This is a genomic window from Brevundimonas sp. ZS04 (assembly GCF_001956865.1).
GTDB lineage: Bacteria > Pseudomonadota > Alphaproteobacteria > Caulobacterales > Caulobacteraceae > Brevundimonas > Brevundimonas diminuta.
Window position 1 is genome coordinate 1 of the sequence record NZ_MTHE01000043.1, and the last position, 474, is coordinate 474.

Annotated in this window: 1 pseudogene; it reads right to left on the minus strand. The window is 67.5% G+C overall.

The features are described 5' to 3' along the window. Positions 1–474 (minus strand): annotated as a pseudogene (locus tag BJP32_RS16675) (pyruvate carboxylase); the annotation flags it as partial.

A 474-nucleotide genomic window follows, 5' to 3' on the forward strand; every position in this document is an offset into this window, starting at 1 on the left:
CCTCATTCGTGAGCGGCGGCACATCGATGGAGATCTGCCTGCCGGCGAGCACCTTGGTGCGGAACGGCTCGGGCCATCCGCCGGGCAGGTCGCCCAGCTCACCGGCCATGAAGCCGACCACAGAATCGGGGATGTCGTAGTTCTGCGGGTTCTCCGCGAAGTCCGCAGGATCGGCCTTCGCCGCGACCAGCGCCAGGGCGAGGTCGCCGACCACCTTCGACGACGGCGTGACCTTCGGAATGCGCCCGAGGATGCGGTCGGCGGCGGCATACATGTCTTCGATGCGCTCGAAGTCATCGGCCATGCCGAGAGCGATCGCCTGCTGGCGGAGGTTCGACAGCTGACCGCCGGGGATCTCGTGGTGGTACACGCGACCCGTGGGGCCTGGGAGACCCGACTCGAACGGGCTGTAGAGGTTGCGGACACCTTCCCAGTACGGCTCGAGGTCGCTCACGGCATCGAGCGAGATGCCGG